Source organism: Dickeya poaceiphila (assembly GCF_007858975.2).
Taxonomy (GTDB): domain Bacteria; phylum Pseudomonadota; class Gammaproteobacteria; order Enterobacterales; family Enterobacteriaceae; genus Dickeya; species Dickeya poaceiphila.
Genome location: NZ_CP042220.2, coordinates 787,859 through 801,287, shown reverse-complemented (window position 1 = coordinate 801,287; position 13,429 = coordinate 787,859). Strand labels below are relative to the sequence as shown.

The window sequence follows — 13,429 nt, the reverse complement described above, 5'->3', positions numbered from 1 at the left end:
GCCCGCAGGCTATAATGCCAATATCCTTTTTCGCAGGTTCCATTCATTTTTGATATAGGAATACTGAACAAAAAGAGGGAAACATGGCTGATATTTCTCTGCGCCACATTGAGATCTTTCATGCAGTAATGACCACCGGCAACCTGACAGAAGCGGCGGACCTGCTCAATACCTCACAACCAACGGTCAGCCGTGAGTTGGCGCGTTTCGAGCATCTGGTGCAGATGCCGCTGTTCGAACGTATCCGCGGGCGGTTGCACCCTACCGTACAAGGATTGCAATTATTCGAAGAAGTGCAGCACTCCTATTATGGGCTGGAACGCATCGTCAATGCGGCGCGTGATATCCGCCAGTTCCGGCAGGCACCGCTCTCGGTAGCGTGTCTGCCGGTGTTCTCCCAGTCGTTGCTACCCGAAGTCTGCCAGCCGCTGCTGACGCGCTACCCCGAACTCAACCTGCATGTCATCCCGCAGGAGTCGCCGCTGCTGGAAGAGTGGCTGTCGGCGCAACGTCACGATCTGGGGCTGACGGAAAACCTGATGACGCCCGCCGGCACCGAACGGCAAACGCTGATGGAATTAAATGAAGTCTGCGTGCTGCCTGTCGGTCACCCACTGGCGCGCAAGGCGGTGCTGACGCCGGAAGATTTCCGCGACCAACCGTTTGTCAGCCTGTCCAGCACCGACAGTTACCGGCAATTGCTGGACCAGCAGTTTGAGCAGGCGAATGTAGCGCGGCGACTGGTATTGGACACCCACAGCGCCGCCTCGGTGTGCGCGATGGTGCGCGCCGGAGTAGGATTATCGATAGTCAATCCACTCACTGCGGTGGATTACGCCAGCAGCGGCGCGGTAGTGGTACGCCGTTTCAGCATCGATGTGCCGTTTACCGTCAGCCTGATTCGCCCGCTGCACCGTCCCCCCTCGGCACTGGTGGAACAATTTACCGAACAGCTACTCGCCTTCGCGGGGCACTTTCCCGCACGGTTACAGCGCGTGCTGGCGGCTAACCCGGTCTAAAAACACGCCCTTTACGCCACCTCACGCAACGCGCTGAGGTCTATCTGTACTCCAACCCGGCTACCGGCTGGGTGCAGATCGGCCATCGCGCGATTGAGCACATCCACCGACAATTCCACCTCGCGGATACGTATCCGGTAGCGCACCACGTTGCCCAACAGGCTGTGACCGATGATTTCCCCAGCCATCCCCTGCTCCGGTGCGCATAGCAGCACGGACTCCGGGCGCAGCGCCACCTGGCCGGAAAACCGCTCGCCGGTCAGGCGCATCGCCTCGTCGGCGCTCAGCAGATTGTAGCTGCCGATAAACCCGGCGGCGAACAGGCTGGCAGGCTGGGTATAGAGCGATTCGGCGTCGCCGTTTTGCACGATTTCACCTTTGTTCATCAGCACAATGCGGTCAGATAACGTCAGCGCCTCTTCCTGATCGTGGGTGACGAAAATCGTCGTCAGCTTCAGTTCCTGCTGGATGCGCCTAATCTGCTCGCGCAGATGGCGTCGAATACGGGCATCCAGCGCCGACAGGGGTTCATCCAGCAACAACAGCCGTGGGCGCGTCACCAGCGAGCGCGCCAGCGCCACGCGCTGACACTGACCGCCGGATAACTGATGCGGATAACGGCGAGCGTAATCGCCCAGTTCCACCAGCGCCAGCACCTCTTCCACCCGGCGGTGCATCTCACCAGTGGGCAGTTTCTGCATCTTCAGGCCGAACGCCACGTTGCCTTCAACCGTCATGTTGGGAAACAACGCATAGTTCTGGAACACCATGCCGATATCGCGCTGTTGCGGCGACAGCGGCACGATATCACGGCCTTGTAGCAGAATCTGGCCGCTGTCCACCGCAGTCAGTCCAGCCAGACAGCGCAACAGCGTCGATTTGCCGCAACCGCTCGGCCCCAGCAGCGTGACAAACTCGCCTTCGTCGGCAGAAAACCGGATATCCTGAAACACCCTGGTCGGCCCGTAGTGTTTGTTTAGATCGATGACGTCAAGGTAGGCCATGTTCAGCGAGTCCCTTTTTATTTATTACGTAATTCATTGATTGCGATTCAGCACGTTCGCCAGCCAGGTCACCAGCAGCACCACCAGAAAATAGGAGATCACCAGCGCGCTGGTGAAATGCCCGCTGTCGTTGCGTTTGTTATAAAGGTAGACCTGCAAGGTTTCGTAATTGGTGCCCGCCAGCAGATTGGCAAACACAAACTCGCCAATCAGGAACGAAAACGACAGCAGCACCGCGATCATCACCCCTTTACGCAGGTTGGGCAGCACCACCCACAGCGCCGCCTGCCTGGTGCTGGCACCGAGCAGATGCGCCGCGTCCAGCAGTTCCTGTAAATTGATGGCCTGCATATTGTTAGCAATGGCACGATAAATAAACGGCAGCGCGATGGTGAAATAACAGCCGATCAGAATCCACGGGGTGCCGGTCAACGCCAGCGGTGCGGCGGAGTAAAGCTGTAACAGCCCCACCGACGACACCACCGGCGGTACCGCAAACGGCAGCAGAATCAGCACATTCATCAGCCCGTCCAATTTTGGAAACGCCCAGGCGATGACAAACATCGCCGGCAGCACCAGCAGCAACGAAAACAGTAATGCGCCGAAGCAAATCAGCAGCGAGTGGCCCAGCGCCACCAGAAAACGGCTGTCGCTCCACAGTTCCGTAAACCATTTCAGGGTCAGCCCCTGCGGCAGAATGGTCGCGCCCCACTCGGTCGCCAGCGCATAACCCAGCGTGGCGAGCAACGGCAACATCAGTATCAGCAAGATAAACCACACCACCAGCAGGTGGTAACGGCGCTCAGCACGGGACATGGCGGTCTCCGGTGACAGAATTAACGGGCAGCATGGAGGTAACTCCGGCGCAGCAGCCATTGGTGAATCACGGTAATCAGCGCCATCAACAACACCAGCAACATGGACAGTGCGCTGCCCAGATTAGGGTCCAGCGAGATATCGCCGGACACCAGCGCCGCAATGCGAATTGGCACCACGTTGAAGTTGCCGGTAGTGAGCGCGTACAAGGTGGCGTACGCCCCCAGCGCATTGGCCAGCAGGATGACGAAGGTGCCGAGCAACGCCGGCGTCAGCACCGGAATGCCGATGTGCAGCCAGTAACGCCAGCGGCTGGCGCCCAGCAGCGCCGCCGACTCTTGCCATTCGCTGCGCAACCCGTCAAACGCCGGATAGAGCAGCAAAATGCCGAGCGGAATCTGGAAATAGGTATAAATCAGGATCAGCCCGTTGCGGGAATACAGATTAAAGCCATCCAACAGCCCGTTCTGCCGGAGCAACAGGGTAATAAAACCGTTCAGCCCCAGCATGATCACGAAAGCAAACGCCAGCGGCACACCGGCGAAATTGCTGGTCATGTTGGCGAACGCCATCACAACGCGTCGCAGCCGCCCTTCTCCCAGCTGTTGCAGCGAATACCCTCCCACCAGCGCGATAATCAGCCCGTACAGACTCGACCAGAACGAGATATCCAGCGAAAAGCGCATCGCCTGTAAATAGAACGGCGAGGTCAGCAGGTCACGGTAATTCGCCAGCCCCCAGGCGCTTTCCGCGTCACTGTAAAAGCTGTTGATCGCCATCCACACCAGCGGGGCTATCTGAAAGGCGATAAACACCCCCAAAAACGGCAACAGAACCAGCGCCGCCAGCCATCGAGTCCTCACGCGCGCGCCTCCATCATGCCTTTCGCCAGCAGATCGCGGCTCACCGGCTTGTCATGCGTCACGCCAAGCAACTGGCACACCGTGCCGCACAACTCGGTTTGCTGCGGCGCGGCGTCCGGGTGCAGTGAGAATGCGTCGCCGAACACGTACAACGGCACCTGACGTTCTTCCGGCAACATACCGCCGTGGCTGCGGTCATCATTCATGCCGTGATCAGCGGTCACCAGCACCTGGTAGCCCTCGTCCAGCCAGCGCGGCATCCAGTGCGACAGGTAGCCATCCGCCATACGCGCCCGATTGCGGTACTGCGGGGTAGACAGGCCGTAGCGGTGCCCGGCGTCATCAATGTTCATCGGGTGAATCAGCAGAAAGTCCGGCTGGTAACGCAGGCGCAGACTTTCTGCATCTTCAAACAGGTGGGAGTCGGGATAACCATCATCATGGTAGAAATGGCCGTACTGGATCGGCAGCGACGGCTCAACGGTATGACGATCACGCACCGCATCAAACGGCGTGCGGTTGTACAACTCGCTGATCCAGTGATACGCCGCTGCCGCCGTCGTTAACCCGGCCTCGCGGGCGTAATGGAAAATGCTGCGCTCGCCGCTCAGCCGGTCAACGCCGTTGTGGATGATGCCGCTTCGCACCGGCGTCACACCGGTAAGAATGCACTCATACAACGGGCGCGACAGCGACGGCAGCTCGCACTCCAGCAGATAAAGACAACCGCGCCCGGCGGCGCACTCCGCCTGCAGGTAGCCCATCGCCTCGCGTCCGACCTGAAAGCTCAGCCCGTCCAGTATCACCAGAATCGTTTTCATCCCGCACTCCCGAAGGCGTTCTTACTGCTTCATGTTGATGATGACGTTTTCCTGCCACAGACGCGGCAGTGCTTTCACAGTCTTGTCCCAGGCGCCGGCGTCAGCAATCGGACGGGCATTCTTGTATTGCTCCTGCGACAGCAGTTTGGCTTTCACGTCATCCGGCAGGGTAATGTACTGCGCGCGGATCGGGCGGGCGTAACCGCGCGCCAGATTGATCTGACCGGCGTCGGAGAAGATGTACTCGCGCGCCAGTTTGGCGGCATTCGGGTGTTTGGCGTATTTGTTGATGATGGTGGTGTAACCGGAGATCACCGAGCCGTCAGACGGGATCAGCACCTCGAAACGATCTTTGTTGATCGTATCGCGGTAGTTCAGGCCGTTGAAATCCCACACCACACCGACCTGCACTTCACCTTTCTCGATATTAGCGATAGCCGGGTTGGTCAGACCGAGGCGGCCTGCTTTGGCCAGTTTGGCAAAGAAATCCAGCGCCGGTTTCAGGTTCTTCTCATTGCCGCCCAGCGCGAAACTAGCTGCCAGCACGCCGCTGGATGCCTGAGATGCGGTGCCCACGTCGCCGATGGTGACTACGTAGTTGCCTTTTTGCAGGTCTGCCCAGCTATGCGGAATGTCTTTTACCTGCTGTTTATCAACGATAAACGCAATGGTGCCGGTGTAGGCCATCGCCCACTGACCGTCCTTATCTTTCGCCCAGTCCGGCACCTGTTCCCAGGTGGTCGGCTTGTACGGCTGACTCACGCCTTTTTGCACCGCGACCGGGCCGAAGGCTACGCCTACGTCGCCGATATCGGCACTGGCGTTCTCTTTTTCAGCGGCGAATTTGGCAATCTCCTGCGCGGAGGACATATCGGTATCGCTGTGCTTCAGGCCGTATTTGGCGCTCAAATCGTTCCAGGTATCCTTCCAGTTAGCCCAGCTGTCCGGCATACCAACACTGTTAACTTCGCCTTCGGCGCGAGCGGCTTTTTCCAGCGCGGCCACATCCTGCGCCATCACGGCACTCGAAAACAACGCGCTGCTGATTAACACAGAAGACAACAATCTTTTCATCATAATGCTCCATAGCAAGGGGAGTGATACGCTGTTGGTCTGAACGCTTCTGGTCTAGACCAGCAATAAGTACGCCAATTCAGCACACGGCGATGACGTTTTTATGTCAGCAACGTGACAAAATGGTGGCAGCACCGGTTCTGCCGCCATTTGTTGTGATGTGTGGCCCATCTGCTGCGACGCTCCGGCAGGCGTGCAACCATGGCGTCAACAATCCCTGCTATGGTGCAGGCTGCACAACATCAAGGCTCTAACAGATGACAAAAACACAACCGACCGCCGTCACCCAGATTGCCGATACGCTGCTCAAACGAATGCAACGAGGCGAGTTCGCCAACGGACGACTGCCGTCCGAACGGGTGCTCAGCGAGCAGTTTTCCACCACCCGCATTACCCTGCGCGAAGCGCTCACCCTGCTCGAATCGCAAGGCATCATCTATCGGGAACTGCGGCGCGGTTGGTTCATCTCACCACCGCGGCTTGGCTATAATCCGCTGCACAGAAGTCACTTTCATGAAATGGCGGAAAAACAGGGGCGTAAAGCCGCCACCGAGGTGCTGGAGGCTGGCATGATTGCCGCGAGCACGGCAATCGCTCGCCATCTGGAACTGGAAGAAGGTACGGAGATCTACCGCATCCGTCGCCTGCGACGCCTTGACGGGCGAGCGGTGCTGTATGTGGAACACTACCTGAACCCGGCCTGGTTTCCAGGCTTGCTCAACAGTGATTTGACGCGTTCGCTCACCCAGCTTTACCAGTCTCAATATGACATTCGCTATGGCCGGGTGCGCTTCACCATGCTGCCGACGCCGCTGCCGCCGGTCGCAGCCCCGGCGTTAAAGCTCGCCCCCGGCAGCCCGGCGCTGTTTATCACCCGCATCAACCGCGACCAGCATGACCGCATCATCGACTGCGACTGCGAATACTGGCGTTACGACGCGCTGTATATTGATGTGCAGGCGTGATGGGCGAGATATTCTTACTGAAAAAGAATCGATACTTGTCACAATCGCAAAAGGAAGCTCATAAGAAGTGATTAACGGCAGTAATTCGCCGTTTAAACTGGCAAAATATCACTTTAACTTGCAAAATACCGCACAACACTAAAACACGTCGTATACTCGCAGCCAACCATGGCACTTGCCGCAAGAGGACTTCAATGATCCGCTGCCATCTCGCTCGTATGATGGGTGAACACAAAATGCGTATTGCCGACGTTGCCAGAGAAACCGGGCTAAGCCGCGCCACAGTGACGCTGCTCTACAAAGAGACGGCGCAGAAGGTGGATCTGGAAGCCATTGAAAAGCTGTGCCTACTGTTTGAGTGCCAGGTAGGAGAACTACTCGAACTGACTCCCCCTTAAATACGCTTATTTTAAAAGCTAATACTCATTCAAGCATGACACTCAGTGACACCAATAAAACGGATTAAAACAGGAATAACTGCATGACAAGTAGCCAGCAACGCGCCGCCCTGCAACGCCAGATCTGGGCCATTGCCAACGAAGTACGTGGTGCTGTCGATGGGTGGGATTTTAAGCAGTATGTCTTGGGCGCCCTGTTTTATCGCTTTATCAGCGAGAACTTTGCCAACTATATCGAAGCGGGTGATGACAGCATCAACTACGCAGAACTGCCCGATAGCGTCATCACACCAGAAATCAAAGAAGATGCCGTCAAGACCAAGGGCTACTTTATCCGCCCCAGCGATCTCTTCGTCAACGTGGCTAAAAATGCCCATACCAACGACAGCCTGAATACCGATCTCGCCTACATCTTTGCTGACATTGAAGCGTCGGCTAGCGGTTACCCGTCAGAGCGAGACATCAAGGGGCTATTCGCCGACTTTGATACCACCAGCAATCGCCTGGGTAACACAGTAAAAGACAAAAACGCTCGTCTGGCAGCGGTGCTAAAAGGGGTCGCCGAGCTGGATTTTGGTGACTTTGAAGATAGCCATATCGATCTTTTTGGCGATGCCTACGAGTTCCTTATCTCCAACTATGCCGCCAATGCCGGTAAATCCGGTGGCGAGTTCTTCACCCCCCAGCATGTTTCCAGGTTGATCGCGCAACTCGCTATGCATGGTCAGAGCAGCGTCAACAAAATTTACGACCCGGCTTGCGGTTCCGGCTCACTGCTGCTGCAAGCCAAGAAGCACTTCGATGCCCACATCATCGAAGAGGGGTTCTTTGGCCAGGAAATCAACCACACCACTTACAACCTGGCGCGGATGAACATGTTCTTGCACAACATCAACTACGACAAGTTCAATATCCAACTGGGTGATACCCTCAGGGAACCGCATTTTGGCGACGATAAACCTTTTGATGCCATCGTCTCCAACCCGCCCTATTCAGTGAAATGGATAGGCTCAGACGACCCGACCCTGATCAACGATGACCGTTTTGCCCCGGCAGGCGTGCTCGCACCTAAATCCAAAGCCGACTTTGCCTTTGTGTTGCACGCACTCAGCTACCTCTCAGCCAAAGGCCGCGCGGCCATCGTCTGCTTTCCCGGCATCTTCTACCGTGGCGGGGCCGAGCAGAAGATCAGGAAATATCTGGTCGATAACAACTATGTTGAAACCGTGATTTCTCTGGCACCCAACCTGTTTTTTGGTACCACCATTGCGGTGAATATTCTGGTGCTCTCGAAACACAAAACCGATACCCATACCCAGTTTATTGACGCCAGCGGTCTGTTTAAAAAAGAGACCAATAATAACGTGCTGCTGGACGAACATATTGAGCAAATTATGCAGGTGTTCGCCAGCAAAGCGAATGTGGACCATTTTGCTCAATCCATACCTTTTGAGAGGGTGGCTGCTAATGACTACAACCTGTCGGTCAGCAGCTATGTGGAAGCCAAAGACAACCGAGAAGTGGTGGATATTGCCGAGCTTAATGCCGAGCTGAAAGCCACCGTGGCCAGAATAGACCAACTACGCAAAGACATTGACGCCATCGTCGCGGAGATTGAAGGCAAGGAGCCGGAGGCATGAGCGACGTCATCATCTATACCACCGAAGACGGTATAACGAACATTGATTTACGACTGGAAAACGGCACAGTTTGGTTATCACAACTGCAAATCGCCGAGCTTTTTCAAACCACTAAGCAAAATATCAGCAAGCATATTCAGGCCATTTATGATGACCAGGAGCTGGATGAAAAGGCAACTGTCAACCATGAGTTGACAGTTCAAAAAGAGGGAGAACGCGAGGTTTCGCGAAGTATCGCATACTATAACCTCGATATGATTCTGGCTGTGGGTTATCGTGTACGTTCAGTGCGCGGCGTTCAGTTCAGGCGCTATGCTTCCACGGTATTGAAAGAGTATCTGGAAAAAGGCTTTGCCTTAAATGATGAACGCCTAAAAAATCTTGGCGGTGGCAATTACTGGAAAGAATTGCTCGATCGCATTCGTGACATTCGCTCTAGCGAAAAAGTCATGTACCGCCAGGTGCTGGATCTGTATGCCACCGCAACCGATTACGATCCTAACAGCCAACAAAGTTTTCAGTTTTTTAAAATCGTACAAAACAAACTGCACTATGCTGCTCATGGTCATACCGCTAGTGAAATTATCTATCTACGCGTAGATAGCGATAAACCTTTTGCGGGTTTAAGCAATTTCAAAGGTAGCCACCCAACTCAGGCCGAAGCCATGATTGCCAAAAACTACCTCAGCGAGCAAGAACTGCGTGTACTGAATAATCTGGTTTCAGCCTATTTTGATCTGGCCGAATTAAACGCCATAGAACAGCGTGAAATGCGCATGGCTGATTATGTACGCGAGCTGGACAGTATTTTAAACTCCACCGGGAGAAAACTACTGGACAATGCCGGCAACATATCGCACACCCAAGCAGTGAATAAAGCCAAGCTGGAATACCAGAAATATAAAGCCAAAACGCTCGCCAATGTGGAAAAAGACTACCTGAAAACCATTACCACGCTGGAAAAACAGGCGAAAAAAGAGAGCCGAAAAAAATGAGCGCAATGAATTTTTTGGACAAGTTGCTGGATGGGGTTGGGGTGGAGTGGATCAAGGTGGGCGAGTTAATTTCACCTCAGCGCGGGAGACGACTCGTCAAAAGCCAATTAGAAGAAGTCGGCAGTTATGCCGTATATCAGAATAGCATGAAGCCGCTCGGCTACTACCATGAAAGTAATGTGCAAGCTGGAACAGCCTTTGTGATTGTGGCAGGAGCAGCTGGCGAGATTGGTTTTAGCAATATTGCATTCTGGGCGGCAGATGATGTTTATTCCTTTCCAGAAGTAAATGCTATTAACAACAAATACCTGTATCATTTTCTTTTAACAAAACAGCATGAGATTTCATCTCAGGTTCGCAGGGCAAGTATCCCACGCTTATCAATAGCTGCGGTTGAGAAACTTCAAATCCCCATCCCCTGCCCAGATAACCCTAAAAAATCGCTGGAAATCCAGGCCAAAATCGTCCGTATACTGGACACCTTCACCGCGCTTACCGCCCGCAAAAAACAATACAACCACTACCGCGACCAGTTATTGCGTTTTGAAGATGGTGACGTGGAGTGGAAGACGTTGGGACACGCTGTCTGCCAAAGAGATGGGATTCCCGCTATACTACCCGTTCGCCTGTATATTCCCTGACGGTAAGGCCCTCGCGTTTTGTGCCTGTGTCGGCGTGATGTTTTGTATCCTCGCCGAACACCACAACCGTGAGGCGTGCCGCCGCTATGGCGCTGCGAGGGAGATGATTTAATCAACATGTGTCTGGAAACACCCGTAAATGACTCAGAAACCCATCAGTGAAAACCCCGTGAAATCAGGCATTGAGACCGCACCCGGCAAGCCTGCCCACCGTCAGAGATTCTCAATTGCCCCGATGCTGGACTGGACTGATCGCCATTGCCGCTACTTTCACCGGTTACTGAGTCATAACGCGCTGTTGTACACCGAGATGGTGACCACCGGGGCGATTCTGCACGGCAAGGGGGATTATCTGGCCTACAGCGAGGAAGAGCATCCGCTGGCGTTGCAGCTTGGCGGCAGCGATCCGGCAGCGCTGGCGCAATGCGCGCTACTGGCGGAACAGCGCGGCTATGACGAAATCAACCTCAATGTCGGCTGCCCGTCCGACCGGGTGCAAAATGGCCGTTTCGGCGCCAGCCTGATGGCGGAATCACAACGGGTGGCAGACTGCGTTAAAGCGATGCGCGAGCGCGTCAGCATTCCGGTCACGGTGAAAACCCGCATCGGTATCGACGATCAGGACAGCTACGAATTCTTATGCGATTTTATCCGCACCGTTTCCGAACAGGGCGGCTGCGATACCTTTATCGTGCACGCCCGCAAAGCCTGGCTTTCCGGCTTAAGCCCGAAAGAAAACCGGGAAATCCCGCCGCTGGACTACCCGCGCGTCTATCAACTCAAGCGCGATTTCCCCTCGCTGACGCTGGCGATTAACGGTGGCATCAAAACGCTGACTGAGGCGCAACAGCACCTGCAATACGTAGATGGCGTGATGGTGGGCCGCGAAGCCTATCAAAACCCCGGCATACTGGCGCAGGTTGACCGCGAGCTGTTTGGGGCAAACACAGCAGTGCCGAATCAGGCCGCCGTGGTGCAGGCGATGTACCCGTATATCGAACGTGAGCTTTCCGGCGGCGCCGCGTTAGGCCATATCACCCGTCACATGCTGGGTTTATTTCAGGGCGTGCCCGGCGCACGCCAGTGGCGGCGTTATCTGAGCGAAAATGCCCATAAACCCGGCGCAGACGCCACCGTGGTGGAACGCGCGCTGGCGCTGGTTAATGTAGCCTGAAAAAAACCAACTATTGGTCTTTTTGACTAACACAGTATCGCCACTCTGCTGACTGTCGCTGATAAATCAATCAGTTATCAGCGACAACTTCTGGCACGCTTCTTGTAATACCCCTCCTGTAAGCATCATGCGGCACGCAGAATAATCGTTTCCCCTGCGCAAGACGCGATCTAACGGCTAAGGAGCACACCATGCTGGAAATTTTCTTCGTTATTGGTTTTTTTATCATGCTGCTGGTTACCGGCGTGTCACTGCTGGGGGTGATGGCGGCACTGTTTGTTGCCGCCATTTTTATGCTGGCTGCCGGACTGTTTGCGATAGCAATAAAAGTACTGCCGTGGCTACTGCTGGCGATCGTGGTGGTGTGGCTGTGGCGCGGGTATCAGGGCGGGCCAGTGTGCGGCACATACCGCTACCGGTATCGCAAAAAATACGACTGGCGTCACCGCCGGGGCAATGACTGGTAAGAAAAGAAGAAGGAAACGACTGAATCACAAACGAAAATACCAGGTAATACCACGCTGGCGGCAAACGTATTAAATATGAAACTGTGCGCCAGCAAATATTTTTTCCTTATTGTGGCTGTTAGCATAGCGCTTACTGTTTAGTGGTTCCCGGTTCAAGGGAAACCCACTATACCCGTCATACTTCAAGTTGCAGGTGCGTTGGCTTTCCTCGCTCACCCCAGTCACTTACTTGAGTAAGCTCCTGGGGATTCGCTGCGTCGCCGCCTGCCTGCAACTCGAATTATTTTGGGTATACACGATTTCATCATCGTCAGGAAAATAATAGCCACACAGCGGCACCTTCATGACGAGTTCCACACTGTACCCTACATACAGTTGATGAAATTAACCGCATGGCTAAACCGCCTGCGGAATAACACCGGTTCTTAACGAGCCGGTGTTATTTTTTCCAGATACCCTCTCTGAATAACCCGCTCTTCATCCCGCCGCCTGCTTACGTGAAGTACAACAAGGCGCACGTGCTAACGGATCACCACACGCTTCATTATGATCCGGAACCCGGAATCAGCAGGCATGATCCTTGAGTACTGCGGCTTTCCAGCGCGCGATGGGCGGACTGCGCATCTTCCAGCGCAAACTTCTGGCTATCCGGCACCTCCACTTTGATGGCGCCGCTGGCTATCAACCCGAACAGCTCGCGGCTGGCCTGTTCCAGCTCCTGCCGGTTGGTGATATAGCTGAACAACGAGGGCCGGGTCACATACAGCGACCCTTTCTGATTAAGGATGCCGAGATTGACCCCGGTCACCGGACCAGACGAGTTGCCGAAACTCACCATTAACCCGCGCCGTTTCAGACAGTTCAGCGAGGCTTCCCAGGTGTCTTTACCGACCGAGTCATACACCACCGAGACTTTTTCTTCGTGGGTCAATTCCAGCACCCGCTGGACGATATCTTCCTTGCGATAGTTAATGGTGGCCCAGGCTCCCGCCTGTTTTGCCAGTTCGGCCTTGCTATCAGAACCGACGGTGCCGATAAGCTTCACCCCCAACGCTTTCGCCCACTGGCAGGCGATAAGCCCAACGCCGCCTGCCGCCGCGTGGAACAAAAATATCTCGCCCGGCTTCACTTCATAGGTCTGGCGCAACAGGTAATACACCGTCAGCCCTTTCAGGAAGGACGCCGCCGCCTGCTCAAAGCTGATGTCATCCGGCAACAACGTCACTTTGTCCGCCGGTACGTTATGCCGCTCGCTATACGCGCCCAGCGCAGACTGGGCATACACCACGCGGTCACCCACGTTGAGGTGTTGCACATTAGCCCCGACTTTGACCACCACGCCAGCCGCTTCGGTGCCCAGACCAGAAGGAAACGACGGCGGCGAGTACAGCCCGGAACGAAAGTAGGTATCGATAAAATTCACGCCGATGGCGCGGTTTTCCACCTGAACGTCGTTAAGGCCCGGCTCACGCGGCGTGTAATCCACATACTCCAGCACTCCCGGCCCGCCGTGGTCGCTGAACTGAATACGTTTGGCCATGATGATCTCCTC

At 55.1% G+C, this 13,429-nt stretch carries 14 protein-coding genes; 8 read left to right on the top strand and 6 right to left on the bottom strand.

Features of this window, described 5'->3' with window-relative positions:
• Window positions 1-83 precede the first annotated feature (83 nt).
• Complete coding sequence (locus Dpoa569_RS03535; RefSeq protein WP_042872634.1) at window positions 84-1,019, top strand: LysR family transcriptional regulator; 936 nt, start codon at window positions 84-86, stop codon at window positions 1,017-1,019.
• 11 nt (window positions 1,020-1,030) lie between these two features.
• On the opposite strand, the gene Dpoa569_RS03530 is transcribed toward Dpoa569_RS03535, so the two are convergent.
• The 5 genes from Dpoa569_RS03530 to Dpoa569_RS03510 are packed head-to-tail and all read right to left on the bottom strand — an operon-like array spanning window position 1,031 to window position 5,597.
• The gene (locus Dpoa569_RS03530) at window positions 1,031-2,023 is read right to left on the bottom strand and encodes an ABC transporter ATP-binding protein (RefSeq protein WP_042872636.1); all 993 of its coding nucleotides are present in this window, start codon (window positions 2,021-2,023) and stop codon (window positions 1,031-1,033) included.
• A gap of 33 nt (window positions 2,024-2,056) precedes the next feature.
• On the bottom strand, window positions 2,057-2,839 hold the full coding sequence (locus Dpoa569_RS03525) for an ABC transporter permease (protein WP_042872638.1): 783 nt from the start codon (window positions 2,837-2,839) through the stop codon (window positions 2,057-2,059).
• 20 nt (window positions 2,840-2,859) lie between these two features.
• On the bottom strand, window positions 2,860-3,702 hold the full coding sequence (locus tag Dpoa569_RS03520; protein ID WP_042872640.1) for an ABC transporter permease: 843 nt from the start codon (window positions 3,700-3,702) through the stop codon (window positions 2,860-2,862).
• A complete protein-coding gene (locus Dpoa569_RS03515; RefSeq protein ID WP_042872642.1) occupies window positions 3,699-4,523 on the bottom strand; it encodes an alkaline phosphatase family protein in 825 nt (274 codons plus the stop codon). The genes Dpoa569_RS03520 and Dpoa569_RS03515 overlap by 4 nt, the downstream gene beginning before the upstream one ends.
• A 21-nt stretch (window positions 4,524-4,544) precedes the next feature.
• Window positions 4,545-5,597 carry an ABC transporter substrate-binding protein gene (locus tag Dpoa569_RS03510; protein ID WP_042872646.1) on the bottom strand — a complete coding sequence of 351 codons (1,053 nt, stop codon included), beginning with the start codon at window positions 5,595-5,597 and terminating at the stop codon, window positions 4,545-4,547.
• A gap of 257 nt (window positions 5,598-5,854) precedes the next feature.
• Between Dpoa569_RS03510 and Dpoa569_RS03505 the strand changes: the two genes are divergently transcribed.
• The 7 genes from Dpoa569_RS03505 to pspG all read left to right on the top strand — a co-directional run bounded on the left by Dpoa569_RS03505 (window position 5,855) and on the right by pspG (window position 11,877).
• Window positions 5,855-6,562 (top strand): UTRA domain-containing protein, encoded by a 708-nt coding sequence (locus Dpoa569_RS03505; RefSeq protein WP_042872648.1) that lies wholly within the window; start codon window positions 5,855-5,857, stop codon window positions 6,560-6,562.
• Window positions 6,563-6,798: 236 nt separating this feature from the next.
• On the top strand, window positions 6,799-6,960 hold the full coding sequence (locus Dpoa569_RS03500) for a helix-turn-helix domain-containing protein (protein WP_456073100.1): 162 nt from the start codon (window positions 6,799-6,801) through the stop codon (window positions 6,958-6,960).
• 83 nt (window positions 6,961-7,043) lie between these two features.
• Window positions 7,044-8,600 (top strand): type I restriction-modification system subunit M, encoded by a 1,557-nt coding sequence (locus Dpoa569_RS03495; RefSeq protein ID WP_042872651.1) that lies wholly within the window; start codon window positions 7,044-7,046, stop codon window positions 8,598-8,600.
• Window positions 8,597-9,595 (top strand): virulence RhuM family protein, encoded by a 999-nt coding sequence (locus Dpoa569_RS03490; RefSeq protein ID WP_042872654.1) that lies wholly within the window; start codon window positions 8,597-8,599, stop codon window positions 9,593-9,595. Before Dpoa569_RS03495 ends, Dpoa569_RS03490 begins: the two co-directional genes overlap by 4 nt.
• Complete coding sequence (locus Dpoa569_RS03485) at window positions 9,592-10,236, top strand: restriction endonuclease subunit S (protein WP_050569505.1); 645 nt, start codon at window positions 9,592-9,594, stop codon at window positions 10,234-10,236. Before Dpoa569_RS03490 ends, Dpoa569_RS03485 begins: the two co-directional genes overlap by 4 nt.
• Window positions 10,237-10,471: 235 nt before the next feature.
• Complete coding sequence (gene dusA / locus Dpoa569_RS03480; RefSeq protein WP_236614476.1) at window positions 10,472-11,410, top strand: tRNA dihydrouridine(20/20a) synthase DusA; 939 nt, start codon at window positions 10,472-10,474, stop codon at window positions 11,408-11,410.
• Between the two features lie 191 nt (window positions 11,411-11,601).
• Window positions 11,602-11,877: an envelope stress response protein PspG gene (gene pspG / locus Dpoa569_RS03475; RefSeq protein WP_042872656.1), complete on the top strand. Its 276-nt coding sequence runs from the start codon at window positions 11,602-11,604 to the stop codon at window positions 11,875-11,877.
• A gap of 544 nt (window positions 11,878-12,421) precedes the next feature.
• Here pspG and Dpoa569_RS03470 read toward each other — a convergent pair.
• Complete coding sequence (locus Dpoa569_RS03470) at window positions 12,422-13,417, bottom strand: quinone oxidoreductase (protein ID WP_042872658.1); 996 nt, start codon at window positions 13,415-13,417, stop codon at window positions 12,422-12,424.
• Between the last annotated feature and the right edge of the window lie 12 nt (window positions 13,418-13,429).

What these genes read in the sequence shown, in the direction of transcription:
- Dpoa569_RS03525 (WP_042872638.1), bottom strand. Translation starts at nt 2,839, where the DNA reads ATGTCCCGTGCTGAGCGCCGTTACCACCTGCTGGTGGTGTGGTTTATC.
- Dpoa569_RS03490 (WP_042872654.1), top strand. Translation starts at nt 8,597, where the DNA reads ATGAGCGACGTCATCATCTATACCACCGAAGACGGTATAACGAACATT.
- pspG (WP_042872656.1), top strand. Translation starts at nt 11,602, where the DNA reads ATGCTGGAAATTTTCTTCGTTATTGGTTTTTTTATCATGCTGCTGGTT.
- Dpoa569_RS03495 (WP_042872651.1), top strand. Translation starts at nt 7,044, where the DNA reads ATGACAAGTAGCCAGCAACGCGCCGCCCTGCAACGCCAGATCTGGGCC.
- Dpoa569_RS03485 (WP_050569505.1), top strand. Translation starts at nt 9,592, where the DNA reads ATGAGCGCAATGAATTTTTTGGACAAGTTGCTGGATGGGGTTGGGGTG.
- Dpoa569_RS03535 (WP_042872634.1), top strand. Translation starts at nt 84, where the DNA reads ATGGCTGATATTTCTCTGCGCCACATTGAGATCTTTCATGCAGTAATG.
- Dpoa569_RS03505 (WP_042872648.1), top strand. Translation starts at nt 5,855, where the DNA reads ATGACAAAAACACAACCGACCGCCGTCACCCAGATTGCCGATACGCTG.
- dusA (WP_236614476.1), top strand. Translation starts at nt 10,472, where the DNA reads ATGCTGGACTGGACTGATCGCCATTGCCGCTACTTTCACCGGTTACTG.
- Dpoa569_RS03470 (WP_042872658.1), bottom strand. Translation starts at nt 13,417, where the DNA reads ATGGCCAAACGTATTCAGTTCAGCGACCACGGCGGGCCGGGAGTGCTG.
- Dpoa569_RS03500 (WP_456073100.1), top strand. Translation starts at nt 6,799, where the DNA reads ATGCGTATTGCCGACGTTGCCAGAGAAACCGGGCTAAGCCGCGCCACA.
- Dpoa569_RS03515 (WP_042872642.1), bottom strand. Translation starts at nt 4,523, where the DNA reads ATGAAAACGATTCTGGTGATACTGGACGGGCTGAGCTTTCAGGTCGGA.
- Dpoa569_RS03530 (WP_042872636.1), bottom strand. Translation starts at nt 2,023, where the DNA reads ATGGCCTACCTTGACGTCATCGATCTAAACAAACACTACGGGCCGACC.
- Dpoa569_RS03510 (WP_042872646.1), bottom strand. Translation starts at nt 5,597, where the DNA reads ATGAAAAGATTGTTGTCTTCTGTGTTAATCAGCAGCGCGTTGTTTTCG.